Origin of the sequence: Flavobacterium sp. 3HN19-14, assembly GCF_051373205.1 — a bacterium.
Classification (GTDB): domain Bacteria; phylum Bacteroidota; class Bacteroidia; order Flavobacteriales; family Flavobacteriaceae; genus Flavobacterium.
Genome location: NZ_JBPPZT010000001.1, coordinates 660,762 through 684,785 on the forward strand (window position 1 = coordinate 660,762; position 24,024 = coordinate 684,785).

Here is a 24,024-nt window from a genome sequence, read left to right on the forward strand (position 1 = left end):
TTTTCCTGCAGCAGTGTCAGCGCAACTCAGCGGAATTGTGACCGACAGTATTTCCGGGAAACCGGTGTCATTTGCTACAATTGCCGTCGAAGATGAAAAGCAAGGCGCCACGGCCGAAGAAGATGGAAAATTTACAATAGAGGAAAATGTAAAAGATAAAACCCTGATTGTTTCTGCATTAGGTTTTGAAACCAAAAAGATAGCTTCAGTAAATGCAGTGTCAATTCAGCTTAAACCGGTCGTTTACGAACTTAACGAAGTCGCAATCAATAATCCGAACAACCAGGAAAACAATGTGATTGGTGCATTTGAGAAGCACCAATATATACAGCCCGGCTGGTCATGGCCTACGCTTTTCGCAAAGAAATTTCCTTATGAATCGGCATACGAACAGACGCCGTTTATTAAAAATGCTATCATTTATACCGACAATTCCCATCGGAAAGCAACCATAAAAATTCGGGTTTTCGGCGTTGATGCTGCCGGATTTCCGGGCGAAGATTTGATTAATGAAGATATCATCATCACAGTAAAAAGAGGCGAGCGCAAAACGATTGTCGATTTGACGAAATACAAGCTTCAAGTGCCTGAAACAGGAATTTTCGTCGCTTTTGAATGGATGCTCATCGAAAGCAACAAATACAACGATTATTACAAATCTGAAGGAAAGCGCCACGACGTAATACGTTATGAACCGACAGTATTGGGCAATCGGACAAAGACGCGTAACGCCTACTTTCGTGAAGGCGGCGGAAAATGGTATGAGCGGCCTTTGATGACGGGCGATGGCAATGTTGTCGGCTCATTTGAACCGGCAATTAACCTAACACTTACCGACTGATGAAAAAGCTTTTGATTTTATTTTTGCTGGCAAATTTTTCACTTGCAGCGCAAGTCAAAGGCGTTGTCACGGATGAGGATGGAAAACCGATACCTTATGTAAACATTTGGGTTGAAAATGAAAATTCTGGTGCAACTGCCGATAAAGACGGAAAATTCTCAATCAACGCCGCCGACAATAAAACACTTGTATTTTCAGCGGTGGGTTTTGAAACCAAAAAAATCGCCGCCGCCGCTGCCACGGAAAAATTGGTGTTGACGCACGCCATCACTGCACTCGATGAAATTGTGATGCAACAACCTACCGGTAAAAAACAACTTATAATTGATGCATTCAAAAAAAAGGATGTCGCTTTTGGGTACGGATGCGTTGGCCTTCCGATGATGGTCGCAAAATTTTTCGAGTATAACGACAGCCTTTCTGCGACGCCGTTTTTAAAAAGGATAACCATCATGACTACATCCTATATAAATAACGCGACCTTTAATTTGCGGCTGCTTGAAGTGAACGATGACGGAAGTCCGGGAAAGATTTAACCGACGGGAACATCATCGTAAGCGTCAAAAGCTTTAATAAAAAAACCAACATTGATCTTATGCCCTACAGGCTTAATTTTCCTGAAAAGGGATTTTTTGTTTCACTAGAATCCTGATCATCGAAGAAAATAAAGCCACCTTTCATGAAAAAGGAAGCAAAGATAAAACAGATTTATACCAGCCGTTGTTCGGTGCGATTCCTTCAGAAAAAGCACTCACGTGGAAGTATAATGGTGGAAAATGGATAAAACAGGCCAAAAACAATGACAAAGATTTACCAGACTATTTTGGTAAATATGCTAATCTTGCCATACAATTGACACTTACGAACTGATAAAAAGTCGCTTCAGCATTACAGTAAGCAACTAAAGCCTTTACTCACGCTTAACCATATAAAAAATAAAAATCCTACATTTGCAGGTTAGAAAAAAACATTAATGAAGGAAATCAAGAACATTTCGCGCTCAAGGGCGCAAGAATCGTCGGCAGCTATCGAACGATTGTACATCACCATCAGGCATTTATTCAACCGCGGTTTTTACAAGCCGATGGGCATTTCGGGCGAGACTTTGCGCGAAGCACTTTTATCGCTCAGACCTGAAATTTACGGCTCTATTGCCGAAGAAAAAGTAGAATTAAGCGGACTTTTATACGTTATAGAACGCCTTCCGACAGGAATAGAGGAATGCCGTTTCATCAATTTAACTTCAGACGAAGGGTATTCGAATTCCCATTTCAAGGCGATCATTCCGCCAAAAAGAAGAAGAAACTGCTACCGCATCGACGAAGAACAGATGAACGTTGAGATCACGCGCGGACGCTCAGACATTTACGATATCCTGACACACCTCACATTCATTTTCATCGAATCGCATAAAATCAAAAACCGCGTCCTGATTGACGACAGCGGCGAATTATCGCGCGACTGGCTTAAAATGGAGCAAGCGGTTCTGGCGGGAAAGAAATTACCGCTGATTGAAAAAGAAAAAGCCATTTCGCATGCGGCCAATATCTTAGGACGCACATTTGCTGAGGTTTCTGCCATTTATGACGACTTTGGAACAGCAGATCGTCCGGACGGTTTTTACACATCATTTACTGGCTCGGGAAACTGGCGATGGAAGAACTTTTGGAAAACAACAAAAGAACGATCACTTTCAGTCCGATTTTGCGCGAAAGATTAGGACACCACATCCACGGGGAATTCTGGGCAACGAACATCAAGCAGGTTTTAAAGGAAAACGAATTGCTTGACCGCCCGATACACATCATCAGCGCAAACATGCACAGCGTCATGAATTCGCTTTTCGCGCCGCATGTGCACAAGGCGAAATACAAAGACAAAGGCGACTTTTTTGTATACGAAGAACTCAGCAAGCCCGGCGCACACGACGTTCGCAATAAGGTTGAGGAATTCGCTTTGCAGCACGGGATGATTTCGCTTCCGGATACTTCAGGGACGAACATCGACGTACAGATTTTTGACACCGCAAAAATCGACTGGAAGAAATCGGCTTTCCCGAACGCGAAAATCGATGGCAGCGCACCGGTAATAATCGTGATGGATTATGCGTTTGGAGAACAGGCGTATGAAACGATCGACGAATTGCTGAAGCCTTTCAACGAATCGAAAAACAAGAAACACCTGCTGAATGTGGTTTCGGTTTCCATCATGGGTAAAGCCGGAATCCTCGAAGGCGGAAAAGGCGATATCATGATTCCGTCGGCGCATATCAACGAAGGAACGGGCGATAATTATCCGTTTGAAAATGAATTGACGGCCGAAATGTTCGAAGGCAACGAAATTCCGGTTTATGCCGGCCCGATGGTTACCGTCTTGGGAACTTCGCTGCAAAACCGCGATTTGCTGAAATTTTTCCACGAATCGACCTGGGCGTCATCGGCCTTGAAATGGAAGGCGCTTATTACCAGAAAGCGATTCAATCGGCTTCAAAAATCAGGAAAAGTATCAATCCGGAATGTGAAGGTAAGATATGCGTATTATGCTTCGGATAATCCTTTGGAAACCGGAAGTACGCTGGCTTCAGGCGGATTGGGAACAACGGGCGTAAAACCGACGTACCTCATTACAATCAAAATATTAGAACAAATTTTTAACGTAAAATAAATTTCAAAAATGAGTCAGGACTCCAAAAGCAAGAACAACGACCAGGAAATAGATTTATCGGCGATTTCGAAAGGCATCAACAATAGTTATGAGCGATTTTTAAGTTGGATTTTCGGCGGGTTTCTCTTCGTCATCAAGAATATTATCATTCTTATCCTACTTTTTATTGTCAGTGCCGGACTTGGTTTTTACCTCGATGGCGGCAAAGGCATTTATACCCATGAAGTGATTGTAACGCCTAATTTTGGAAGTGTTGAATATACGTATTCAAAAATCGGACTTATCGCTGCAAAAGTTAAAGAGCGCGACACGGTGTTCCTGAAAAAAATAGGCATCACGAAACCATCATCATTTTTGAACATCAAAATTGAGCCGATAACCGATATTTACGGATTCATAAGCAGCAGGGAACAGAATTTCGATCTTATTAAATTGATGGCAGAAGACGGGCAGATGGAGAAAATCATCGAAGACGGAACTACAAGCCGCAATTATGCACACCACAAACTCATCATCACCACAGAAGGAAAACTTGATTCAAAAGTACTGACAGAGCCATTGCTGGACTATCTCAATCAAAGCGATTATTTCCAGAAAGTCCAAAAGTCGGAAGTTGAAAGCATCAACCTGAAAATTAAAACCAATGAGGAAACAATTGCTCAAATCAACAATCTGCTTGCGGGTTATTCAGCGGCGACGTTATCAGGAAATGCTGGAAAATCTGGAGTTTTCATCAGTGATAATACGCAGCTGAACGACGTTCTGAAAACCAAAAATGACTTGACTCAGGATGTAGCCAATCAAAAAATAGCGTTGATCGGCACTGATAAAATTGTAAAAGACAACAGCGCCGTCCTGAACATGAAAGACACCAAGTCACTCAACGGCAAACTGAAATTTATCCTTCCGGTACTTTTCATCGGACTGTTCATAGCGTTTAAATTGGTCTTTGGTTTTTACAAAAGACAAATGGCAAAACTGAAACAAACCAGCTGATATGAAAGGAATTATTTTAGCAGGAGGCTCGGGCACGCGGCTCCATCCGTTAACGTTGGCGGTCAGCAAGCAATTGATGCCGATTTACGACAAACCGATGATTTATTATCCATTGTCGACATTGCTTTGGTCAGGAATCAGCGAAATCCTGATCATTTCAACCCCACACGATTTGCCGCTTTTCAGGCAATTGCTCGGCGACGGTTCGCGTTTGGGCTGTAAATTCGAATATGCGGTTCAGGAACATCCGAACGGCCTTGCGGAAGCATTTATCATCGGGAAAGAATTCATCGGAAACGACAAAGTAGCGCTGGTTCTCGGCGATAATATTTTTTACGGTACCGGGCTTTCAGATTTGCTTCAGGCCAATAACAATCCGGACGGGGTATCATTTATGCTTACCACGTGCACGATCCCGAGCGTTACGGCGTAGTCGATTTTGATGGCGACGGAAAAGTACTTTCGATAGAAGAAAAACCACTTGAGCCGAAATCCAATTATGCGGTTCCGGGCATTTACTTTTATGACAATGATGTCGTCGAAATTGCTTCGAATATCAAACCAAGCCACCGCGGAGAAATAGAAATCACCGATGTCAACAAGGAATACTTAAGAAGAGGAAAATTAAAAGTCAGCATCCTAGACCGCGGCACCGCGTGGTTTGACACGGGCACTTTCAATTCGCTGATGCAGGCTTCGCAATTCGTTCAGGTGATTGAAGAACGGCAGGGACTCAAAATCGGTTCTATCGAAGAAGCTGCCTTCAAAATGGGCTTTATCGATGCGGAACAACTGAAAAAAATCGCCGAACCATTACTAAAAAGCGGCTACGGCACGCATTTACTGAGTTTATTATAAGATGAATTTTATACCGACAAAACTCGAAGGCTGTTTTATCCTCGAACCGAATATCATCCGTGACGAACGCGGTTATTTTATGGAAAGTTTCAATGCCCGCCGTTTTCAGGACGGCATCGGCAAACCCATAAATTTCGTGCAGGACAACCAATCGTATTCTTCAAAAGGCGTTCTGCGCGGATTGCATTACCAAACCGGCGAACACGCACAGGCCAAACTCGTCAGGGTTTTAGAAGGAGAAGTGCTCGATGTTGCGATTGATATTCGCCCGGAATCGGATACTTACGGACAGCATATTACCGTTTTGCTTTCGGGCGAAAACCAAAAGCAGTTTTTCATTCCGAGAGGTTTTGCGCACGGATTTTTAGTGTTGAGCGACACGGCGACATTCTTCTACAAATGCGACAATTTTTACAATAAGGAAAGCGAAGGCGGCATTATTTACAATGACCCGGAACTGAACATCGATTGGCAATTTCCGGAAAGCGATTTGATCATTTCAGAAAAAGACGCCATTTTGCCACAACTTAAAAACGCGCGAAAAGCATGGTAGTCTTGGTTACAGGCGCCGGTGGGCAATTGGGCGAGGCATTGCAGTTTGTCGCACCGGATTATCCGCAGATGAGGTTTGTTTTCTGCAATTCTTCTGAACTCGATATTGCGAATCAACAAAATTGCGAAACGATTTTTGATCAATTTCAACCAGACTTTTGTATCAACGCCGCAGCTTACACCGCCGTGGATAAAGCAGAAAGTGAAAGCGAAAAAGCATTTCTTATCAATGTAACCGGCGCAAAAAATATAGCAGAAAGCTGTAAAAAGCACCGCACGATTTTGCTGCACGTTTCAACAGATTTTGTATTCGATGGCGAAAAAGATACGCCCTATTCAGAAAAAGATGCAACCCATCCGACAGGCGTTTACGGTCAGACGAAATTAGACGGCGAAAAAGCCATCCAGGCTGTTTTTGATGATTATTTCATCATCAGGACATCGTGGGTTTATTCCCGATTCGGACATAATTTCATGAAAACGATGATTCGTTTGGGCAACGAAAAAGAATCACTTTCTGTAGTCAACGACCAAATCGGAACACCGACAAATGCTGTCGATCTGGCGGAAGCGCTTTTAGCAATCATTGCTTCCGGTAAACGCGACTTCGGCATTTATAATTTTTCCAATGAAGGCCAATGCAGCTGGTATGATTTTGCAAAAAAAATATTCGAAATCAACAAAATTGAAATAGATTTACAACCGATACCGACAACCGCCTATCCTACGCCGGCCAAACGCCCAAAATACAGCGTTCTGGATAAGCAAAAAATCAAAAGTGTTTTCGGAATTGCCATACAGAACTGGAGCGAAAGCTTAAAAATAAATACAAAATGAAAATAGTAGTTACCGGAGGTGCAGGATTTGTCGGCTCATCGTTAATCTTCAGGCTGAAAGAAAAATATCCCGCATATGAATTTATTGCCTTCGACAATTTAAAACGCCGCGGCTCCGAACTCAACCTTATCGATTTTCAAAAACTCGGCGTTCCTTTTGTTCACGGCGACATCCGCAATGCGGAAGACCTTGCGGCGCTTGGCAATTTTGACGTTTTGATTGAAGCATCGGCAGAACCGTCGGTTACCGCAGGACTTGATTCAGACCCGACGTATGTCATCAACAACAACTTATACGGTTCTATTAATTGCTTTAACGCCTGCCTGAAATATAACGCAAAGCTGATTTTCCTTTCTACGAGCCGTGTTTATCCGATTGAAACCATCGAAAAGGCGGCTTTCACCGAAAACGGAACGAGGTTTTCTTTTTCGGATAATCAAACTGCTGCCGGAATTTCAGCTGCCGGAATCTCAGAACAACTTTCGCTTGAAGGTGCAAGATCGTTTTATGGCACGACCAAACTTTCTTCAGAATTATTTATCCAGGAATATGCAGCTTTTTACGGGCTTCAGGCTGCCATAACGCGATTTGGCGTGATTGCAGGGCCAGACAAATGGGCAAAACCGACCAGGGCGTTGTGACACTCTGGATGGCCAAGCATTACTGGAACCAGTCGCTGAAATACATCGGCTATGGCGGTACAGGAAAACAGGTGCGCGATATTCTTCATGTTGAGGATTTGATCGAACTTGTCGATTTGCAAATCCACAATATCGAAAAATTCACCGGAAAAATTTATAACGCCGGCGGCGGACTCGAGAACAGCGCTTCGTTGCTTGAAATGACACAAATCTGTGAAAAAATCACCGGCAATAAAATCAAAATTGCCTCAGAAACTGAAACGCGTCCGGCAGATTTGAGGATTTTTGTCACAGACAATTCAAAAATCGAAAATGAAACCGGCTGGAAACCTAAAAGGTCGGTTGAGTCTGTTTTTCAGGATATTTTCGAATGGATCAAAGCCAATGAAACCCAGCTGGAAATGATATTGAAATGATCCATCAGATGCAACAGTTTTCGCGAAAAAAAAGCAATATCCTTGCATTGGGTATCGCCTTCATCGCGGCATACATGCTGTTTCAGGGTTATTTCGAAAACAATGCAGTGCCTACGGTATACGCCGACGGGTACAGCTTTATGAGTATTGATACTTCATGGACACTTGCGGTGAATTATGCAATCATGAAGAACCTTAGTTGGGGAAAGGATATTGCATTTACATATCGAACCATTATCGTATCTGCCACTGCGCACCGGATGGGCCAGTCAAAATATAGTTTTTTGCTTTTTGACCTGTTTTTTGCCTTCAACCTGATCTGCATCTTTTACGGTTCATTAAAAAACGGTCGCAATAAATTGATTGTTGCATCACTCCTGATTTTGGCAGTTTTACTTATTCCGGAGCGTATAGAAGGTGCCTACTCGCTGTTATTTTTCATGTTTCTCATTTTTTGGGCAAGGAAGAATATTGATAATCCAGGGCACAGGCAATTACATCATGCAATGTCTGCTGCTGACGTTGCTATTTTACCTAAAATTCAATACCGGACTTATTTCTTTTGTGGTATATTTCGCAACATTGGGATATCTTGTACTCTATAAAAAGACAAAATGCCGCGCCTTATCACATTTGGACTGCTCCCGGTCGTGCTGGTCGCCATTTTCTCATTTCTCCTGAATGTAAATTTGCCGGGTTACATGGTTTCAGGCTATCAGCTGGTATCAGGATACAATGCCATCATGTATGACAGTTATCCCGAATTTAAGAACATACAATTATCGTCAATTTTCATTTCAATATTGGCCATTATTTTCCTTCTCCTCACATTGGCCCGGGAACGTAAAAATTACACCAAAAGCGCATTGATCCTCTTCATGCTTGCGGCAGGATTGTTTATTTTGTATAAACAGTCTTTTGTAAGGGCTGATGCGATGCACGTCTTTGATTTCGTTAAATATATCGCCATACTGTTGCTCTGTATACAGGATTTCGTGGCCTTAAAAGCTATTGATTTCAGGAACCTTTTAATGGTGGTGATAGTGTCGCTTACAGCTTACATCGGCATTGTAAATCTTAAACCATTTGACACAAACAGCCAGTTGAAATGGAATAAATCGGGTTATATAACAGGCTTTAAAAAATTCACCAGTGTTTCAGGAGTTAATCTGTATCCTAATGACAATCAGCTACCGGCAAAGATATTATCAAAAGTAGGCAACAATACCACAGACACATTTCCGTGGGACATCCATCTGCTTTTCGAAAACGGATTGAATTATCAGCCAAGGCCCGTTTTACAAGCCTATTCCGCTTATACGAAACAATTAGAAAACCTTAATTTTGATTTTTACAATAGTGAAAAGGCTCCGAAATTCGTAATTTATGATGTCGCATCACTGGATGGCAGGTATATGTTTTTAGATGAACCGAAAGTAAGCCTGATCTTATTACGGAATTATAAAGTTTCTGATTCATTCCTATTCCAAGGGCGTAAACTTTTGTTGCTGGAAAAGGAAGATAATGCAAAGCCTGTTACATTGGAATTCGTAAAGGAATATGAGCAGCCAAGCAGTGCGCCGCTAGTTCCTGAGGAAGGTTGCTATTATGAAGTTGAATTGAAAAGTAGTATCAAAGGCAAGCTGATTTCGGTATTTGACCATGCGCCATCGTTGCAATTAAAAATCACTACGGAAGACAATCACGATGCGCAATTCCGCACATCAACCCAAATGCTGGCATCGGGGTTATTTTACAATAAAAGGATAATGACAACCGATGATTTTATTGAAAACAACGACAATATAAAGCCATCGGCTAAGATAAAACAATACGGGTTTGTGCCTGAAAACCCGGCAATGTTTGGTGATAATGTAACGATAAGGCAGTATAAAATCAGCCCGGAAAAGCTTGTTCAATAAGCGAGAAGCACAAATAATAAAGATATGATTACAAACTACGTCAATAAAGCATCACTTAAAACAAATGTCCCCGCAATACTGCTTGCTTTTGTGGGCGCCTATTTTCTTTTCCCGTCTATTTTCGATATGGGTGTTTATCCGCTGGACACCAATAACTATCTTTCAAACGCGCTTGATTCTTCGTGGATAATAACACTCAACTACGCCAACATCAACAATTGGGTCTGGGGCAAGGATATCGCATTTACATATGGCCCGCTTGGTAGTTTGGCCATGCGGATTGGTTGGGGTTCGAACCGGTTTTCGATTTTGCTTTTCGACCTTTTTTATTTTCTGAATTTCTTCGTGATTTTTTATGTCAGTTTCAAAAAAAGTGTCAACAAGATACTTACGGCCTTGGCAATTATATTGTCATTCCTTTTGATTCCGACAATTGTTGGCGGTAATTATGCGATTGTATTGTTTATTTTCCTGATTTTTTACATCAGGCAGCAACTTGACAAGCCACAGTGGTATTTTTATGTAGTACAAACGATATTATTGCTGTTGTTGATTTTCATCAAATTCAATACCGGACTGATTTCCGTCGTGCTTTTTTATGCGATGCTGGCCTATCTCGGCATCACAAAAAGGCAAAAAATGATTGCGCTGATCGTATATGCGGTGATTCCTCTTGCATTGATTTTTATTGCGGCAAAAGTAATGAACGTCTCTATGTACGGTTATATCATTTCGGGAATGGAATTGGTTTCGGGATATAACGAAGTAATGTACCTGAACCTTCCGGGATTGTCAAAATTATTGATGTTTGCCAGAGTAGAAGTAGCCTTATCGGTAGTAACATTATCAGCATTATTTTATTTCAGGAAGAGCAATCGCCTTTACAGTATTTTCTTGCTGGGACTTCTTTCAATAGGATTGTACATATCTTACAAACAGGCTTTTGTGCGCAATGACGTTGGCCATAGCATCGAATTTTTCAGATATATGCCATTGTTGCTGCTGTGCTTCAATGAATTTTTCAGCGAAAAGATCAAAAATTTTGCTACAATCCCGACGCTGTCGATGCTTTGCATATCATTTTTCATGTGCAATAAATATTTTGAACGTTCTATGTTCGCGATGGGAGACAAGGTGAATAAATCTGCATATTTTCAAGGTTTTAAAGACTTTACGCCAACTTCGGGTTATCATCTTATCCCGAATAACAGCCGCCTGCCTGCAGATGTAGCTTCCAAAATTGGTAAAAATACCGTTGACACTTATCCGTGGAATCTCTATATGCTATACGAGAACGAATTGAATTATATGCCAAGACCGGTATTGCAGTCGTATGCCTCTTACACAAAATATTTGGAAGACCTCAATTTCGCACACTTTAATTCTGATAAAGCGCCGCAGTTCGTGATTTACGATTATGAAGGCATCGAAAACAGGTATGCTTTGTTCGATGAGCCAAAAGTAAATCTTGTGCTTTTAAAAAATTACCAATTGGTTTCTTCATTTCCGCTCAATGGTCGTACTTTGCTGCTTTTAGAGAAAAAGAAAAATGCAAGGCCGATAAAACTCGAATTTTTGAAGGAATATGCGATGTATACCGATTCACGCCTCGTCCCGGAAAAGGGAATTTATTACGAAATAGGATTTTACAGTAACCTTGGCGGAAAAATAAAATCGGTGTTAGACCATGCGCCGGAAATTAGGCTCGCTGTAAAAACAGGTGACAATAAAATCACTGATTACAAAAGCTCAAAGCCGATGTTGCAGTCAGGTTTGTTTTCAGACCGGGTCGTGCGTAATGTCGAGGATTTTAAGAGTCTTATGGCAAATGATACGACTGACAATAATAAACGCGTGAAGGAATATGATTTCCTTCCGCAATCGGGTTACTATAAAGATAAAATGAGAATAACAGAATATAAAATTATACCACAATGAAAATAGCCATTATAACCGGATCATCAGGACTGATTGGCAGCGAAGCGACCGCTTTTTTTTCCGATAAATTCGACAAGATAATAGGAATTGACAATAACATGCGCCAGGTGTTCTTCGGCGCCGATGCCTCGACAGAATGGAATACCAAAAAACTCATCAGCGACATTCCGAATTTTGAACACCACGCGATTGACATCAGAGACGTTGCCGCACTCGAGGAACTTTTCTCCAAATACAATACAGATATCGATTTGGTCATACACACCGCAGCGCAGCCAAGCCATGACTGGGCTGCCAACGAACCGCTTACTGATTTTACCGTCAATGCCAACGGAACGCTGAACCTGCTTGAAATGACAAGATTGCATTGCCCGAAAGCGACATTTATCTTCACTTCGACCAATAAAGTGTATGGCGACACGCCAAATTATCTTCCGCTGATCGAACTCGATAAAAGATGGGAAATTGACGAATCGCACCCGTATTTTAAAGATGGAATCGACGAACAGATGAGCATCGACCAGACCAAGCACTCGTTATTCGGCGCCTCAAAAGTGGCAGCGGATGTTTTGGTACAGGAATACGGCAAATATTTCGGAATGAATACGGGTATTTTCCGCGGCGGTTGCCTGACAGGTCCGAATCATTCAGGGACAAAACTGCACGGCTTTCTTTCCTATCTGATGAAATGTGCGATTACAGGTGACAAATACACAGTTTTCGGTTATCACGGCAAGCAGGTGCGCGACAACATCCACAGCTGGGATTTAGTGAATATGTTCTGGCATTTCTACCAAAATCCGCGTCAGGGTGAAGTGTATAACGCCGGCGGCGGAAGGCATTCGAATTGCTCAATGGCAGAAGCGATTGAAATGTGTGAGCAAATTACGGGTAAACCGATGAATTACGAATATACTGAAGCCAATCGCATTGGCGACCATATCTGGTGGATCAGCGACGTGTCGAAATTCAAAGCCCATTATCCTGAATGGCATTGGAAATACGACATCAACGATATCCTGACGCAGATCTACGAGAATACTTTAACGAGATAAATAATAAAACCAAAAGCACATGTCTTTCAGAATAAAATTGATACAAACATTAATCGGCATAAACGAAGCCATTTTCTTTTATCCGAAACTGCGTAAATTTTATCAGGACAACCTTAAGAAAACAAGTGTGTCCATTCTGGATGTTGGTGCTAATAAAGGGCAAACCATCGAATTTTTCCTGAAGATTTATCCAAACGCAAAAATCAATGCTTTTGAACCGAATAAAAAGCTTTACCTGCAGCTAAAAGACAAATTCAAAAATAATAATATCGTTGTGCATAATGTTGGCGTAAGCAACATAAAAGGCGAGTTGCTCTTTCACGAAAATGTCCTGATGAAACCTCTACATTTGAAACCCTGAATCCCGATTCTGATTACCTGAAGAAAAAAGCCCGCGTTCTGGGCGTTGATCCGGGTAAAATCATTGTCGACAATTATAAAGTTGAGGTGGTAAGACTTGCCGATTTTATGAATGAGCATTCCGATATGCAATTCGATTTGCTTAAGATTGATGTTGAAGGACATGAATTGCAGTGTCTGCAAGGTGTTTTTGATGGCAACAAGCAAATCCCCATTCGCTACATTCAGATTGAAAGCCACAATGACGATATGTACCTGAACAACGATCAGGATAAAATTGCCCAATTGTTAAACGAAAACGGCTTTGAGGAAGCAGCAAGAATCAAGCATGCTTTTGGTGATTTTTACGAAATCATATTCGAAAACAAAAATTTAAAATGAAGTTAAGCATCGTCATACCGGCTTATAATGAGGAGGAATCGATAACCGAAACCATCGACCAGATCGAGGAAGCTTTTGCTAATGTTAATATTGACCATGAGATTTTTGTGGTCAACGACAATTCAAAAGACAATACGCTTACAGTTCTGGAAGCGCTTTCGCAGAAATATCCATCACTTACCTATGAAACGAATCTTGGGCCGAATGGCTTTGGTTATGCCGTCCGCTATGGTCTTGAACGTTTTTCAGGTGATTGCGTAGCAGTAATGATGGCAGATTTATCAGATTCGCCGTATGATTTGATCAGGTATTATACGACGATGCTCGAGGGCAATTATGATTGTGTTTTCGGAAGCCGATTCATCAAAGGCGGCAAGGTCATCGATTATCCGTTCGTCAAAAAAATCATCAACCGCATCGCCAACCGGATCATTAAAATGACGATGCGCATCAAATACAACGATACGACCAATGCGTTTAAACTTTACAAACGTGAGGTAATCGAGGGCGTAAAACCAATATTGTCGCCGCATTTCAACCTTACGATAGAATTGCCGCTAAAAGCCATCATAAGAGGTTACAGCTATGCAGTTGTGCCCAATTCATGTAACCAACAGGAAATATGGCGAATCGAAGCTTAAAATAAAAGAAATGGGCAGTCGCTATTTTTTTATATTAGTGTATTGCTTTGTCGAAAAGTATTTTTCAAGGGGCGATTTTAAAAGGAAGTAGTGAAATAATTTGTTTTTCAAAAAATAAAATTAAATTTGCACCAGAAATTATTTAAAAGGAACTAAAAATCATGAAATTAAAAAATTTTATTGCATTAGTTATAATCGCGGCCGCTTTCATTGGCTGTAAAGACGATAAAAAAACTACAGAAGGTACAGCTGCAGTTAAACCTGCTCCTGTTGATAGCAAAGTACAGGTTATCCTGAATATGATTGTTCCGCAAGACGATACTTTTCAGGTCTATTTTACCGAAAACGGATCTGCAAGTGTTACGTCTGACCAAGCGGTTACCGTACCTGTAAAAGGCAGTGCTGCGCCACAGGACATAGTTTTCAATATTCCGGAAGATGTCACAATGAATTATTTAAGAATTGATGTTGGTGACAATGCCAAGCAAGGAAAGATGACAATGAATACATTTACCTACAAGTATTTCGACAAAAAATTTACGACTAAAGGAGCTGAATTCTTCCTGTTTTTCAATCCGACCGAGCAAATTGCTGTAGATATGGCCACTTCAACCATTACACCAACCGGAAAAGGAAGTACTTACGACCCGATTTTCTACCCATACCTCGAAAAACTTGGACCTGAGTTCGATAAAATAAACAAAGGACAGTAATAATTCGAAAACAGTATAAATAAAAGTTACTTCTTAAATGCGGTAACTTTTTTTATTTACGGCTGTTATATCAATGCCGCAACCGCAACTAATAACCATTGTCAGGCCATATAAAGCATTACAACCATCAATTATGAATTACGAAGATAAAGCGTCAGATTACTTTTCGAATGTACGGCACGATTTATTAAACATGCTCGATAAAGGGCATAAAGGACTTCGGGTATTAGAGGTTGGCGCTGCGTATGGTGCTACCCTGAACCACCTTAAGCAAACCGGAGTTGCGCAGGAAGCCGTCGGCATCGATATATTTGAAGACGAGAAAAACAGCAGCAATTATAAGAAGATAGACCGCTTTATTTTTGGGAATATTGAACAACTCGACTTCCCGGAATACGAAAATTATTTTGATCTCATCATGTTTCCCGACGTCCTGGAGCACATGTGGGAACCTGAAAAGGTCATCCGGAAAGTTGCAAAATATTTAAAGGAGGACGGCGAGATAATCGTCAGTATGCCTAATATAAGACATTATTCAGCTTTTGTGAAGATTTTCATGAAGGGTAATTTTAAATATGAAGAAAGCGGCCTGTTCGATTATACGCATGTCAGGTTTTACTGCCGCGGCGATATCAGGAAATTACTTGAAACTTCAGGATTGACCATTTTGCAGCAGGAAAGTTCGATAAGAAATTATAATGGAAGGTCAACTGCAAAAATCATCAATAGGCTAACGTTCAGGCTTTTTGAGGAATTCTTTTCGTACCAGTATTTTTTTAAAGCCCGTAAAGCAAATTTACGCTAAACCCTGACGGCATCATGAAAACAAGAATTTACCTTTCGTTTTGTATCATCGTATTGTGCGCCATTGGCTGTAAAAACGAAAAACCAATCGATGATTTGCCATTAATCGAGCCAAAACCGGCAGACCAAAGCAAAATAAATATTGTTTTAGACATGGTTGTTCCTGAAGATGATATCTTTCAGGTTTTCTACACCGAAGACGGCACCGCCAATTGCAGCGAAGACAAATCGGTTAAAGTGACAGTGAAAGGCAAAGAAGAAAGCCAAAAAATAATATTCGACCTGCCGGAAAACCTCAAAATGAATTTTCTTCGTATCGATGTGGGTGAGAACAAAAGCCAGGGAGAAATGAAAATGAATGGTATGACGGTCCAATATTTCGACAAAAAATTCGAGATAAAAGGCAATCAATTCTTCAAATATTTTTCTCCGACAGGCGAGCTGGCAGTTGACGCCGGTGCTTCAACAATTACTCCGAAACTGAGCGTTAAAGAATACGACCCGATTTTCTATCCGCTGGAAACACTAAAGCCGGAACTCGAAAAACTACTAAAATAAAGCATGTTTAATATTCTTAAAAAGTTACCTTCACAGCGGTAACTTTTTTTATTTTTGCCAAAACGCAATATGAATTTACTATCCGACAGTTTTAAAAAAATCATCTCCTCTTCGGGCGTTAATTTCATTTTCAGGATTTTTGGGCTTGGAACTTCATTCCTTACAACCATCATTATCACACGCCTGTTTGGTGTTGGTACTTACGGCAATTACGCCCTCATATTTACAATTGCACAAGCGACTGCCATTATTTTCACACTCGGAATCCCGAATACGCTGATCAAGATAATTGGCAATCACAACTTCAGCCACAAGAAGGCCAAAAAGCTGCTTATAAAAGGCCTCAAAGCAGCTTTGGCAATTTCTTTAATACCGATGCTGTTTTTTTATTTCGGTGCCTCAATGCTGTCTGAAGATGTCTTCAACAGCCCGAAGCTCATTAACTATTTCCTGATTGTCACCATTGCATTGCCACTATTCGTTGTGCATGAAATTTTCCTGTATTTCCTGATCGCGACGAAGAATTTCATGAAATATAATTTTTTCATGTTTATCGTTCCCAATGTGTTGCTGATTGCATTTCTGGTAATTTTCTATTATGCCGACAAAACCGGCGCGTTTACATTCCTGGCGTTTGCAATGGCGATTTTGCTGACGGTGCTTATGGAGGCGTTTACAATTTTCGAAATAAAACCTGATAAAGAGCAGATTCCGTTTACCACATTAGCGCTTTTGAAAACCGCTTCGCCGTTAATGTTCAGCGGACTTTTCCTTTATCTCCTCAATTGGACAGACGTCATCATCCTCGGCATGATGGTCGAAGACAAGCAAATCGGGATTTACAATATTGCCTATAAAGTCGGCAGCGTGGGCTTTTTGGTCATCGTTTCCATAAGCACTATCATCACCCCGAGAATCGCAGAATTATACGGCGAAAAAAACATGACAGAACTTAAGAAACTCGTGCACAATTCTACGCGCCTGATTGCGGTTTTATCGGTTCCGATTGTTGTCGTGCTGATTTTTATGCGTGGCTACATCCTGTCGTTCTTCGGTACAGAAGCGATTGCAGGCGGAAACACATTAATAATCGTATCTTTGGGCGTACTTTTCAGCGCTATGGCCGGAAACGTCGACCAAATATTAAACATGACCAATAACCAGGGGGTTTTGAGGAACATTACTATCATTTGTTTTTTTATAAATGCGGCACTCAACCTGGCTTTGATTCCACAATACGGCATAGAAGGCTCAGCGTTTGCGAGCTTGTTGACCAATGTACTGCTTAATTTCGTTTGTGTTTATTATGTAAAAAAGCGCCTCGGATTTTACACCTTATTTTAATATGCAGCCTGAACTTTCTGTAGTCATCGTCAATTATAATGGTCATCGCTATTTAAAGGATTGCCTTACCGCTTTGTATGACAAATTACACGCAATTTCATTCGAAATTATTATTGTCGATAATGATTCGAAAGATGGCAGCTGCGATTTCATTCGCGCCAGTTTTCCGTCTGTACGCCTTATCGAAAGCAAGGAAAACCTGGGTTTTGGCCGCGGCAATAATCTCGGAGTTGAAAATGCGTTGTCAGAAACAATCCTTTTGCTCAACCACGACACGATCTTATTAGACGATTTGCGGCCGGCAATTGCAACGCTGCAGAAAGATTCCCAAAACGGGATTGTCGCCATCAATATGCTCGACGCCAATAAAAAATACATTCCGGCAACGGGCAGGTTTCCGTCGCCGCTGCGGTTGCTGCGGATTTCTTACCTGAATGATACAAGGGAACCATTTCTTACCGGAAATTTTGAAGTCCGAAAGACCTATAAAGCCGACTGGGTAACCGGAGCATTTATGCTGATGCGAAAGGCAGATTTTGAACAAATCGGCGGTTTTGACACTGATTTTTTTATGTATGTAGAAGATGTCGATTTGTGCAAAAGGATGGCCGATTTTGGAAAAACGTGCATTTTTATGCCGGATTTGCGCTACATTCACTTTGTCGGATTCAATAAAAGCAGGGAAAACCTGTTATTAAAAGGCTATGAATTGTACGCGGATAAACATTTCGCGGCATTTTCAAGAACCATTGCAAAGACAATGATTACCATCAACCGCATTGTCAAACGATTAAAAAACGAAATATAAAAGCAGTTCAATGAAGATAAGCAAATCAAAAGGCTACGCTGTACTTTTTGCGATTATAATTTTCTTACAGTTGTATTTGCCGTCGTTCAAAATGAACATCGCGCTGCAACTGGCGGTTTTGCTGCTTTATTTCAGCCTCGAAAAAATCGTCGTTAACAAATTGCTGCTCCAATGCCTGGTTCCGACAGTATTGATTTTCTTTATTGGTTTCATCGGCACAATCACCCACCATTACCAGATTGTCGATATTGTAAAAGACATTTCCCATTTTTTAAAGCCGATAACCGGACTGCTCGTGGGTTATTTTTTATTCTCGAAGAACGGAAATTTCAAGCTTTTTATACAAACAGTCGTCGTTACCGGCGTTGTTTCGGCAGCGTTACATTTCTTAATCATCCTGTTGTTCACCCACGATTTTTCGGTTTCGGGCATACGGGAATTCGGAAAGGACAATTTCCTTGAATTTTTCGCCATCTTCTTCCTGATATTCTATAAAAAACTTACCGGAGACGATTTGTTCCAACGAAAAAGATTCCGCATATATTTCGTGTTATTATTGCTTTCGAATCTGCTGTATTTATCACGAACGATGATTATCACGGCGCTTTTTATCACGATGACGGTTTACGGCTATTCAAAACTCAATGCAAAAGCCATTAGGATTTTGCTTTTCGGAATAGCAGTATTTGCAGGTTTTTACGCTTATCTTTTTACGTTGAAACTCGACCGGAACAAAGGCTTTGAATCGTTCCTGTATAAAATCCAGATGGCGCCGGCAGAAATTTTCGAATCGAAAATCGACCGCGAAAACCACGTAGATTTATGGGACCACTGGCGCGCCTATGAAGCCAAACGGGCGCTTTTCCTGATGGAAAATAATCCGGAAAGTTTTATTTACGGAACAGGGCAGGGGTCAGTCGTAAACCTCAAATTCTACGCGCCGCTGACCGAAAATTACAAAGACAAAGGGATGAAGTATATCTCAGAACTCCACAACGGCTATATTTTTGTCTTGTATAAAACCGGCATCATCGGCATTTTGATTTATCTCGGGATGCTCATTACGCTTTACCGAAAAATTTATGAAAAGCGCAATATGGTCACGATTTTCATATCGGCGATCGGCCTGATTTATTTCTTCACAACGCTGATCATCACCGGGATTTACAACGGCCGCGACATCATTATTTTCTTACTTGGCGCCATGATTGCATTCTATTACAAAGACATTAAAAGCGAACAAAATGCCACGACTTAAGATTTTTGTCGACTGCCATGTGTTTGATTCGGGTTTTCAGGGAACGCGTACATACATTCACGGCCTTTATACGGAAATGATTAAGCATCCTGACATCCAGTTTTTTTTGGCTTCGGGCGATTCCGGGAATCTTCAGGAATTCTTCGGTCAACAGGAAAATATCACTTACGTGGCCTACAAAAGCCACAACAAATTCCTGCGGTTGCTGTTCGAAATCCCGAAAATCATCAAAAAACATCAGATTGATTTTGCGCATTTTCAATACATCGTGCCGCCTTTTAAAAATTGCCGCTATATTGTCACCACACACGATGTGCTGTTCATTGATTTCCCTGAATATTTTCCGGTCTTAAACCGGCTAAAAAACACGTTCTTGTACAGAATGAGTGCAAGGCTCGCAGATATCAGGCTGACGGTTTCCGATTATTCGAAAGAAAAAATCGCTGAACATTTTAAAATGACCGGTTTCGAAATTACGCCGAATGCTGTCGATGCGGTGTTTTTTGAAAAATATGATAAGCAAACGGCGCAGCAGGAAGTAAAAAATAAATTCGCACTCAAAGATTACATCATCTACGTAAGCCGTTGGGAACCGCGAAAAAAACAGGATCTGGTATTGAAAGCTTTCGTCGATTTGCAATTGTATAAAAACCATCAACTGTTATTTATCGGAAGCAATACAATCGATAACACAGAATATTATAAAATTTTTGAACCACTTGATAACGCCATCAAATCGCAAATCAAATCGCTTGAAAAAGTAGATTTCAAAGAAATGCTGTTGTTGCTGCGCGGCGCGAAAGCTTCGGTTTATCCGTCTGTGGCTGAAGGTTTCGGAATTCCGCCATTAGAGGCAATTGCTGCCGGCATTCCAACGATTTGTTCCGATAAAACGGCGATGTCAGATTTTGATTTCCTGAAAGATTTTTATTTCGATCCATACAACCAGCTTGAATTCAACAATCAGCTGCTCAAAATCCTCAATAATGATTTCACTGCCGAATTTGCTGAAATTTCTCGTCAAATTCAATCAAAATACAATTGGGAAAAGTCGGCTGCCATGTTGAAAAATGCGCTTCCTGATTCTCAAAAATTGTAAAAAAAGCTTGAATTTACTGGTTCTTGGCAGTACCGCTTCCGAAAAATTTGTTTTTGGTCTGCACTAAAAAGTTGTAGTTCTTCGCGAATTGCTTTTTGAAGAATGACGCTTCTTTTCCAGGAAACCAATCGGTTGTCCGCGGTGTTTCAATTAAATGCTCATGCACCTGGTAAGCATACGTCGCTACAGAAGTACGGAACTTTCCGTCAGGGAAATTCGTCATGTTATAACCGTGCAAAGAATACGGCGCGCATTGCTGGATGATTAATCTGTTGAACGGGACATCGAGTTCTGTCTGTTCGTTGGTGCGAAGATCTTTGATGATGAGTCCGCCCTTATATTCCGGCTTCCAGTCTTTGTTGAGGTATAGCAAAAGATTCAGTTCGCGGTACCAGTTTTTATTGATCGGATGGTAATTGAAATCGAGGTGCATGTCGAGGAAACTGTTCTTTTTCCCTGATGCAATCCGCCGCCATGGTTTTTCGGGTCGACGAAAACTTTTTTAGCCGTGATGTGGCAAAGGATTTTGTTGAAACGTTCAGAAGACAGATCATTATACAATTCGAGCAATTCAGGCGAAAGCTCGCGGTAATTGGATTTTTCGAATTTATTGTTGGCAAAAGCATAATCGCGGCTTTTATTGTTGAGTTCAGGAATGCTCGCGTAGGCCTGTTTCGAGTTTGTCGGTTTCGCAGAAATTATCGATAACGAGGTGCGGGAAAGGCTGTGCGGCGAGGTACTGAATTTGCAGGGCATCCAGATTGTTTTCTAAAACATCAAAATTAATCATGGCTTCTAATTTGAAAGAGCCCCAAAAATAAATATAATAGTTTAATTACCAATCGGAATAAAGGTTAAATAATAAGGTTCGGGCAAAAAGTAAAATTCAGTTTTAACGGATTGGCTATTGAGAAACCACTCGGAAAATAACGCGAAAGCCATCAGAAATTCCTATTTTTACGCGCTGAAAAAGAAACCTTCCATGAAAATAGCCATACTCAGGAACCCGAGGCGTACCCAACCATTATGGCGGTTTTGAACAATTTGCAGATTTTTTCTCTGTTTTCCTTGCCGAAAAAGGGCATGAGGTTTATGTTTATAATTCGCATACGCATCCGTATCAACAGGCGACTTATAAGGGCGTTCATCTAATCCATAAGTATGATGCCGAATATAAGATTGGAACTGCAGGCCAATTCATTTACGATTTGAACTGCATTCTTGATTCCCGGAAAAGGAATTTTGATATCATCCTGCAACTTGGTTACACGAGCAGCTCTGTCTGGCATTGGCTTTTGCCGAAAAAACCACTGATCATCACCAACATGGATGGCCTGGAATGGAAGCGCACCAAATTTTCAAAACCGGTTCAGAAAATATTGCTTTTTGCCGAAAAACTGGCGGTCAGGAGCAGCGATTTCCTGATCTCTGATTCTGTCGGAATTCAGGATTACCTGAAGGGAAAATACGGTGTTGATTCTACTTATATCGCTTATGGCGCGACCAATTTCGAAAATCCGGATGTTTCAGTGATTGCGCAATATGATGTTGAAAAGGAAAGCTACAACATGCTCATTGCGAGGCTTGAACCTGAAAACAATATTGAAACCATTCTAGATGGCATTGCACAAAGCGAAGACCAAACACCGATGATTGTCATTGGCAACCACAACACAAAATTCGGGAATTACCTGAAACAAAAATTCGCCGAAAATACCAATATCCGTTTTATAGGCGCGGTTTACAACCAGATGCACCTGGATAACCTGCGGTATTTTTCGAATTTGTATTTTCACGGGCATTCTGTGGGCGGCGCCAATCCGTCACTGCTCGAGGCGATGGCCTCCGGCGCTCTGATTGTAGCGCACAAAAATGAATTTAACAGCGCAATTCTTAAAGAAAATGCGCGTTATTTTTTAACGGCCGGCGACGTCAAAAAAATCGTCCTCCAAACCAAAAAAAGTGATAACTTGCGGCTGATTCAAAACAACCTCGATGCGATTGCGAGCGAATTCAACTGGGATAAAATAAATGGCGAATATTTACAACTCTTCGAGGAAAAACTTTCTTCAAATCATTAAAACCCCTGCGGTTTTTCCCTACTTATTAGCTGCGATATTATTGGCGATTCCGTTAAATTATGCTTTCGGAAGCATTACACTGATGCTGTTTCTTGCCGTGATGCTTTGCTTTTACAAACAATTGAAATTCAGGCTCAACACCGCTTTAATACTGCCTTTACTGTTTTATGCATTGATGGTATTATCGCTTTTGTGAACCATTGATTTCAGCGTTTCATTATCGGCATTGCAAAAGGAATTGCCATTGCTGGTATTGCCGCTGGCATTTTTATTCCTGCCTGAAATGAGCCGGGAATCGGTTTACAAATCCTTCAGGATTTTTAGTTTCGGAATGGTAGTCTATGCGCTGTTTTATTTTTCAAAAGCACTTTTCAGATACTTTCAAACCGGCAATAAGGGCGTGTTCTTCTACCATGAACTCGTAACGCTTGATGTGAATGCGATTTATGTATCGATTTTCGCTTCGTTTGCAATTTTTTACTTCATAAGCGTAAAAAACAAAGGGATGCTTGAAAAAGCCGCGCTCGCAATATTAATAATACTGGTTTTTTTACTTTCCTCAAAAAGCATCATAACGATCGATTTTCTGATGATTGTGTGCTATTACCTGTTTTTTTCGGATGTACCGCAAGGGGTGAGAACTACAACATTGCTGACAGTAAGTGTTTTCCTGATCGGTTCTGTGGTTTTCGTAAAAGAAGTAAAAGAGCGTTTTTTACTAGAATATGAAACCGCATTCGTAGACAACACCGTTAATTCAGAAGCAGAAAGCGGCAATATCTATAACATCAGCCTTAAGCAGGCGTGGAATAACGAAAAGTTTCAGCCCAATAACTTTTTTCCGGGAACGGCGCTCAGGATTTACCAGTTCAGGATTTTTACTGAAATGCTGCAGGAAGACGGCATCCTTTTTACAGGCTACGGACTCAATGCTTCACAGGATAAAATCCGACAGAAAACCACAGAACACAATTTGTATTCGGGTTATGGCGAATTCAATTTTCACAACAATTATGTGCAGGTATTTGCCGAACTTGGAATTTTCGGATTCCTGATTCTCATCGGAATGCTTGCAATCAACATAAAAAATGCCTGGTCGCAAAAAGATTTTCTTCATATTGCTTTTGCGGTAACGATGATAATCCTATTTTTGACGGAATCCTTTTTTTGCAGGCAACGCGGCGTACTTTTTTTCATCACCGTTTATTGTATGTTTAACGCTACACGCGCCAAAGCAACGAAGATTTAGCTAAAAGA

Annotated in this window: 29 protein-coding genes and 2 pseudogenes; 29 read left to right on the plus strand and 2 right to left on the minus strand. The window is 41.1% G+C overall.

Going from position 1 to position 24,024, the window contains the following annotated elements; all coding sequences use genetic code 11:
• Window positions 1-13: 13 nt before the first annotated feature.
• The 25 genes and pseudogenes from ACSLFW_RS03350 to ACSLFW_RS03470 all read left to right on the plus strand — a co-directional run bounded on the left by ACSLFW_RS03350 (window position 14) and on the right by ACSLFW_RS03470 (window position 20,686).
• Window positions 14-841 (plus strand): carboxypeptidase-like regulatory domain-containing protein, encoded by an 828-nt coding sequence (locus tag ACSLFW_RS03350; protein ID WP_436554642.1) that lies wholly within the window; start codon window positions 14-16, stop codon window positions 839-841.
• Window positions 841-1,377, plus strand: a complete 537-nt coding sequence (locus tag ACSLFW_RS03355) for a carboxypeptidase-like regulatory domain-containing protein (RefSeq protein ID WP_436554643.1) — start codon at window positions 841-843, stop codon at window positions 1,375-1,377. The genes ACSLFW_RS03350 and ACSLFW_RS03355 overlap by 1 nt, the downstream gene beginning before the upstream one ends.
• A 184-nt stretch (window positions 1,378-1,561) precedes the next feature.
• Window positions 1,562-1,711 carry a hypothetical protein gene (locus ACSLFW_RS03360; RefSeq protein ID WP_436554644.1) on the plus strand — a complete coding sequence of 50 codons (150 nt, stop codon included), beginning with the start codon at window positions 1,562-1,564 and terminating at the stop codon, window positions 1,709-1,711.
• A 103-nt stretch (window positions 1,712-1,814) separates the two neighbouring features.
• Window positions 1,815-2,561, plus strand: a complete 747-nt coding sequence (locus ACSLFW_RS03365; protein WP_436554645.1) for a DUF6909 family protein — start codon at window positions 1,815-1,817, stop codon at window positions 2,559-2,561.
• Window positions 2,495-3,505, plus strand: coding sequence for a DUF6909 family protein (locus ACSLFW_RS03370; RefSeq protein WP_436554646.1), 1,011 nt, complete (start codon window positions 2,495-2,497; stop codon window positions 3,503-3,505). The genes ACSLFW_RS03365 and ACSLFW_RS03370 overlap by 67 nt, the downstream gene beginning before the upstream one ends.
• Before the next feature lie 9 nt (window positions 3,506-3,514).
• The gene (locus ACSLFW_RS03375) at window positions 3,515-4,501 is read left to right on the plus strand and encodes a hypothetical protein (RefSeq protein WP_436554647.1); all 987 of its coding nucleotides are present in this window, start codon (window positions 3,515-3,517) and stop codon (window positions 4,499-4,501) included.
• 1 nt (window position 4,502) lies between these two features.
• A pseudogene (gene rfbA, locus ACSLFW_RS03380) lies at window positions 4,503-5,359 on the plus strand (glucose-1-phosphate thymidylyltransferase RfbA).
• Between the two features lies 1 nt (window position 5,360).
• The gene (rfbC, locus tag ACSLFW_RS03385; protein ID WP_436554648.1) at window positions 5,361-5,912 is read left to right on the plus strand and encodes a dTDP-4-dehydrorhamnose 3,5-epimerase; all 552 of its coding nucleotides are present in this window, start codon (window positions 5,361-5,363) and stop codon (window positions 5,910-5,912) included.
• The gene (gene rfbD / locus ACSLFW_RS03390) at window positions 5,906-6,748 is read left to right on the plus strand and encodes a dTDP-4-dehydrorhamnose reductase (RefSeq protein ID WP_436554649.1); all 843 of its coding nucleotides are present in this window, start codon (window positions 5,906-5,908) and stop codon (window positions 6,746-6,748) included. The genes rfbC and rfbD overlap by 7 nt, the downstream gene beginning before the upstream one ends.
• On the plus strand, window positions 6,745-7,389 hold the full coding sequence (locus tag ACSLFW_RS03395) for an NAD-dependent epimerase/dehydratase family protein (RefSeq protein WP_436554650.1): 645 nt from the start codon (window positions 6,745-6,747) through the stop codon (window positions 7,387-7,389). The genes rfbD and ACSLFW_RS03395 overlap by 4 nt, the downstream gene beginning before the upstream one ends.
• Window positions 7,362-7,805, plus strand: coding sequence for a GDP-mannose 4,6-dehydratase (locus ACSLFW_RS03400; RefSeq protein WP_436554651.1), 444 nt, complete (start codon window positions 7,362-7,364; stop codon window positions 7,803-7,805). The genes ACSLFW_RS03395 and ACSLFW_RS03400 overlap by 28 nt, the downstream gene beginning before the upstream one ends.
• Entirely contained in the window at window positions 7,802-8,410 is a 609-nt protein-coding gene (locus ACSLFW_RS03405) for a hypothetical protein (RefSeq protein WP_436554652.1), read from the plus strand. Before ACSLFW_RS03400 ends, ACSLFW_RS03405 begins: the two co-directional genes overlap by 4 nt.
• Before the next feature lie 9 nt (window positions 8,411-8,419).
• Window positions 8,420-9,727 carry a hypothetical protein gene (locus ACSLFW_RS03410; protein WP_436554653.1) on the plus strand — a complete coding sequence of 436 codons (1,308 nt, stop codon included), beginning with the start codon at window positions 8,420-8,422 and terminating at the stop codon, window positions 9,725-9,727.
• 24 nt (window positions 9,728-9,751) lie between these two features.
• Window positions 9,752-11,665, plus strand: a complete 1,914-nt coding sequence (locus tag ACSLFW_RS03415; protein ID WP_436554654.1) for a hypothetical protein — start codon at window positions 9,752-9,754, stop codon at window positions 11,663-11,665.
• Window positions 11,662-12,720 carry an NAD-dependent epimerase/dehydratase family protein gene (locus ACSLFW_RS03420; protein WP_436554655.1) on the plus strand — a complete coding sequence of 353 codons (1,059 nt, stop codon included), beginning with the start codon at window positions 11,662-11,664 and terminating at the stop codon, window positions 12,718-12,720. The genes ACSLFW_RS03415 and ACSLFW_RS03420 overlap by 4 nt, the downstream gene beginning before the upstream one ends.
• Before the next feature lie 19 nt (window positions 12,721-12,739).
• On the plus strand, window positions 12,740-13,081 hold the full coding sequence (locus ACSLFW_RS03425) for an FkbM family methyltransferase (protein WP_436554656.1): 342 nt from the start codon (window positions 12,740-12,742) through the stop codon (window positions 13,079-13,081).
• Between the two features lie 38 nt (window positions 13,082-13,119).
• The gene (locus ACSLFW_RS03430; protein ID WP_436557364.1) at window positions 13,120-13,461 is read left to right on the plus strand and encodes an FkbM family methyltransferase; all 342 of its coding nucleotides are present in this window, start codon (window positions 13,120-13,122) and stop codon (window positions 13,459-13,461) included.
• Window positions 13,458-14,102, plus strand: coding sequence for a glycosyltransferase family 2 protein (locus ACSLFW_RS03435; RefSeq protein WP_436554657.1), 645 nt, complete (start codon window positions 13,458-13,460; stop codon window positions 14,100-14,102). Before ACSLFW_RS03430 ends, ACSLFW_RS03435 begins: the two co-directional genes overlap by 4 nt.
• Before the next feature lie 161 nt (window positions 14,103-14,263).
• Window positions 14,264-14,815 carry a hypothetical protein gene (locus tag ACSLFW_RS03440; protein WP_436554658.1) on the plus strand — a complete coding sequence of 184 codons (552 nt, stop codon included), beginning with the start codon at window positions 14,264-14,266 and terminating at the stop codon, window positions 14,813-14,815.
• A gap of 133 nt (window positions 14,816-14,948) precedes the next feature.
• Window positions 14,949-15,620 carry a class I SAM-dependent methyltransferase gene (locus ACSLFW_RS03445; protein ID WP_436554659.1) on the plus strand — a complete coding sequence of 224 codons (672 nt, stop codon included), beginning with the start codon at window positions 14,949-14,951 and terminating at the stop codon, window positions 15,618-15,620.
• A gap of 14 nt (window positions 15,621-15,634) precedes the next feature.
• Window positions 15,635-16,177: a hypothetical protein gene (locus ACSLFW_RS03450; protein WP_436554660.1), complete on the plus strand. Its 543-nt coding sequence runs from the start codon at window positions 15,635-15,637 to the stop codon at window positions 16,175-16,177.
• A 69-nt stretch (window positions 16,178-16,246) separates the two neighbouring features.
• Window positions 16,247-17,521, plus strand: coding sequence for a flippase (locus tag ACSLFW_RS03455; RefSeq protein ID WP_436554661.1), 1,275 nt, complete (start codon window positions 16,247-16,249; stop codon window positions 17,519-17,521).
• Window position 17,522: 1 nt separating this feature from the next.
• On the plus strand, window positions 17,523-18,329 hold the full coding sequence (locus ACSLFW_RS03460; RefSeq protein WP_436554662.1) for a glycosyltransferase family 2 protein: 807 nt from the start codon (window positions 17,523-17,525) through the stop codon (window positions 18,327-18,329).
• A 10-nt stretch (window positions 18,330-18,339) separates the two neighbouring features.
• Window positions 18,340-19,587, plus strand: a complete 1,248-nt coding sequence (locus tag ACSLFW_RS03465) for an O-antigen ligase family protein (protein ID WP_436554663.1) — start codon at window positions 18,340-18,342, stop codon at window positions 19,585-19,587.
• Window positions 19,574-20,686, plus strand: a complete 1,113-nt coding sequence (locus tag ACSLFW_RS03470; RefSeq protein WP_436554664.1) for a glycosyltransferase family 4 protein — start codon at window positions 19,574-19,576, stop codon at window positions 20,684-20,686. The genes ACSLFW_RS03465 and ACSLFW_RS03470 overlap by 14 nt, the downstream gene beginning before the upstream one ends.
• 13 nt (window positions 20,687-20,699) lie before the next feature.
• Here the strand turns inward: ACSLFW_RS03470 and ACSLFW_RS03475 are convergent, their stop codons facing one another.
• Together ACSLFW_RS03475 and ACSLFW_RS03480 are read right to left on the minus strand one after the other, a co-directional pair.
• Window positions 20,700-21,119 carry a 2OG-Fe(II) oxygenase gene (locus ACSLFW_RS03475; RefSeq protein ID WP_436554665.1) on the minus strand — a complete coding sequence of 140 codons (420 nt, stop codon included), beginning with the start codon at window positions 21,117-21,119 and terminating at the stop codon, window positions 20,700-20,702.
• A complete protein-coding gene (locus ACSLFW_RS03480; RefSeq protein ID WP_436554666.1) occupies window positions 21,065-21,442 on the minus strand; it encodes a hypothetical protein in 378 nt (125 codons plus the stop codon). Before ACSLFW_RS03480 ends, ACSLFW_RS03475 begins: the two co-directional genes overlap by 55 nt.
• Before the next feature lie 305 nt (window positions 21,443-21,747).
• On the opposite strand from ACSLFW_RS03480, the pseudogene ACSLFW_RS03485 reads away from it, so the two are divergent.
• From ACSLFW_RS03485 to ACSLFW_RS03500, 4 genes and pseudogenes are all read left to right on the plus strand, one after another.
• Window positions 21,748-22,128, plus strand: a pseudogene (locus tag ACSLFW_RS03485) (DUF1972 domain-containing protein); the annotation flags it as partial.
• A 126-nt stretch (window positions 22,129-22,254) separates the two neighbouring features.
• Entirely contained in the window at window positions 22,255-22,767 is a 513-nt protein-coding gene (locus ACSLFW_RS03490) for a glycosyltransferase (protein WP_436557365.1), read from the plus strand.
• Window positions 22,768-22,807: 40 nt separating this feature from the next.
• Window positions 22,808-22,963 carry a hypothetical protein gene (locus tag ACSLFW_RS03495; RefSeq protein WP_436554667.1) on the plus strand — a complete coding sequence of 52 codons (156 nt, stop codon included), beginning with the start codon at window positions 22,808-22,810 and terminating at the stop codon, window positions 22,961-22,963.
• Window positions 22,964-23,011: 48 nt separating this feature from the next.
• On the plus strand, window positions 23,012-24,016 hold the full coding sequence (locus ACSLFW_RS03500) for an O-antigen ligase family protein (protein WP_436554668.1): 1,005 nt from the start codon (window positions 23,012-23,014) through the stop codon (window positions 24,014-24,016).
• The last annotated feature ends 8 nt before the right edge of the window (window positions 24,017-24,024 follow it).

Coding starts and splice junctions, on each gene's coding strand:
- ACSLFW_RS03410 (WP_436554653.1), top strand. CDS start 8,420: ATGCCGCGCCTTATCACATTTGGACTGCTCCCGGTCGTGCTGGTCGCC.
- ACSLFW_RS03450 (WP_436554660.1), top strand. CDS start 15,635: ATGAAAACAAGAATTTACCTTTCGTTTTGTATCATCGTATTGTGCGCC.
- ACSLFW_RS03435 (WP_436554657.1), top strand. CDS start 13,458: ATGAAGTTAAGCATCGTCATACCGGCTTATAATGAGGAGGAATCGATA.
- ACSLFW_RS03375 (WP_436554647.1), top strand. CDS start 3,515: ATGAGTCAGGACTCCAAAAGCAAGAACAACGACCAGGAAATAGATTTA.
- ACSLFW_RS03475 (WP_436554665.1), bottom strand. CDS start 21,119: ATGCACCTCGATTTCAATTACCATCCGATCAATAAAAACTGGTACCGC.
- rfbC (WP_436554648.1), top strand. CDS start 5,361: ATGAATTTTATACCGACAAAACTCGAAGGCTGTTTTATCCTCGAACCG.
- ACSLFW_RS03470 (WP_436554664.1), top strand. CDS start 19,574: ATGCCACGACTTAAGATTTTTGTCGACTGCCATGTGTTTGATTCGGGT.
- ACSLFW_RS03395 (WP_436554650.1), top strand. CDS start 6,745: ATGAAAATAGTAGTTACCGGAGGTGCAGGATTTGTCGGCTCATCGTTA.
- ACSLFW_RS03400 (WP_436554651.1), top strand. CDS start 7,362: ATGGGCAAAACCGACCAGGGCGTTGTGACACTCTGGATGGCCAAGCAT.
- ACSLFW_RS03460 (WP_436554662.1), top strand. CDS start 17,523: ATGCAGCCTGAACTTTCTGTAGTCATCGTCAATTATAATGGTCATCGC.
- ACSLFW_RS03415 (WP_436554654.1), top strand. CDS start 9,752: ATGATTACAAACTACGTCAATAAAGCATCACTTAAAACAAATGTCCCC.
- ACSLFW_RS03420 (WP_436554655.1), top strand. CDS start 11,662: ATGAAAATAGCCATTATAACCGGATCATCAGGACTGATTGGCAGCGAA.
- ACSLFW_RS03455 (WP_436554661.1), top strand. CDS start 16,247: ATGAATTTACTATCCGACAGTTTTAAAAAAATCATCTCCTCTTCGGGC.
- ACSLFW_RS03465 (WP_436554663.1), top strand. CDS start 18,340: ATGAAGATAAGCAAATCAAAAGGCTACGCTGTACTTTTTGCGATTATA.
- ACSLFW_RS03480 (WP_436554666.1), bottom strand. CDS start 21,442: ATGCCCTGCAAATTCAGTACCTCGCCGCACAGCCTTTCCCGCACCTCG.
- ACSLFW_RS03365 (WP_436554645.1), top strand. CDS start 1,815: ATGAAGGAAATCAAGAACATTTCGCGCTCAAGGGCGCAAGAATCGTCG.
- rfbD (WP_436554649.1), top strand. CDS start 5,906: ATGGTAGTCTTGGTTACAGGCGCCGGTGGGCAATTGGGCGAGGCATTG.
- ACSLFW_RS03405 (WP_436554652.1), top strand. CDS start 7,802: ATGATCCATCAGATGCAACAGTTTTCGCGAAAAAAAAGCAATATCCTT.
- ACSLFW_RS03445 (WP_436554659.1), top strand. CDS start 14,949: ATGAATTACGAAGATAAAGCGTCAGATTACTTTTCGAATGTACGGCAC.
- ACSLFW_RS03370 (WP_436554646.1), top strand. CDS start 2,495: ATGGAAGAACTTTTGGAAAACAACAAAAGAACGATCACTTTCAGTCCG.
- ACSLFW_RS03355 (WP_436554643.1), top strand. CDS start 841: ATGAAAAAGCTTTTGATTTTATTTTTGCTGGCAAATTTTTCACTTGCA.
- ACSLFW_RS03490 (WP_436557365.1), top strand. CDS start 22,255: ATGCTCATTGCGAGGCTTGAACCTGAAAACAATATTGAAACCATTCTA.
- ACSLFW_RS03440 (WP_436554658.1), top strand. CDS start 14,264: ATGAAATTAAAAAATTTTATTGCATTAGTTATAATCGCGGCCGCTTTC.
- ACSLFW_RS03425 (WP_436554656.1), top strand. CDS start 12,740: ATGTCTTTCAGAATAAAATTGATACAAACATTAATCGGCATAAACGAA.